Genomic DNA, 1,095 nt, shown 5'->3' on the forward strand with positions numbered 1-1,095 from the left:
GCTAGGTGTACTTGGCCATGATCTTGGTGACACCTGACCGGTAGGTCTTTGATCAGCAAGAGGACCTCCTGGCGTAGTGGAGTTTCACCGACTTCACCGTCACCAGGAGGTCCTCGTGGGTCACGCTAATGCCCGGCTGACACTTCATGGCAGATGTCTGCTGGTTCGCCGTGTCGTGTTCGACCGGCGGGCGGTCGCGCACGTCGCCGCCGAGCTCGGGGTGTCGCGGCAATGCGCGCACCGGTGGGTCCGACGGTTCCGCGACCAAGGCTGGGCCGGGCTGGTCGAGCGGCGCAGCGGGCCGCGCGCATGCCCGTCCCAGACCCCGACCAAGACCGAGGAGCGGGTGCTGGCCGCCCGCAGGCAGATGCGTGCCGGGCCCGATCACATCGCGGCAGTGACCGGGGTGCCGGCCCGCACCGTCACCCGGATCCTGCGCCGCCACGGTGTGCCGGTGCTGGCAGCCTGCGACCCGCTGACCGGGCAGCAGATCCGCGCGTCCCGCCAAAGCGACCGCCGCTACGAGCATGACGCGCCGGGCGACATGATCCACCTGGACGTCAAGAAACTCGGCCGCATCCCCGACGGTGGCGGCTGGCGGGCGCACGGCCGCAGCGAAGCCGTCCGCGGCCGCGGCATCGGCTACGACTTCGTGCACACCGCCATCGACGACCACACCCGCCTGGCCTACGCCGAAGTCCTGCCCGACGAGAAAGGCATCACCACAGCCGCCTTCCTCACCCGAGCCGCGGCGTTCTTCGCCGCCCACGGCATCACCCGGATCCAACGGGTGCTCACCGACAACGCCAAGAACTACCGCGTCTCGGCCGCGTTCCAGCAGGCCTGCGCCCAACTGGGCGCCCGCCAAAAGTTCACCCGACCCCGCCATCCCTGGACCAACGGCAAAGCCGAACGCCTCAACCGCACCCTGGCCACCGAATGGGCCTACCGACGCCCCTACACCAGCAACGACCAGCGCACACAAGCCCTCCGCCCATGGCTGGAGCACTACAACACCAAACGCCCCCACTCAGCCCTGGGCGGCAAGCCACCCATCACCCGACTGTCACCAAGATCATGACCGAGTACAGCTAG

At 68.8% G+C, this 1,095-nt stretch carries 1 protein-coding gene; it reads left to right on the plus strand.

All coding sequences use genetic code 11. The features are described from left to right. Window positions 1-115 precede the first annotated feature (115 nt). Window positions 116-1,081: an IS481 family transposase gene (locus AB0H37_RS45040; protein ID WP_360618861.1), complete on the plus strand. Its 966-nt coding sequence runs from the start codon at window positions 116-118 to the stop codon at window positions 1,079-1,081. The last annotated feature ends 14 nt before the right edge of the window (window positions 1,082-1,095 follow it).

Origin of the sequence: Actinomadura sp. NPDC023710, assembly GCF_040639875.1 — a bacterium.
GTDB classification, from domain to species: Bacteria; Actinomycetota; Actinomycetes; order Streptosporangiales; family Streptosporangiaceae; genus Spirillospora; species Spirillospora citrea.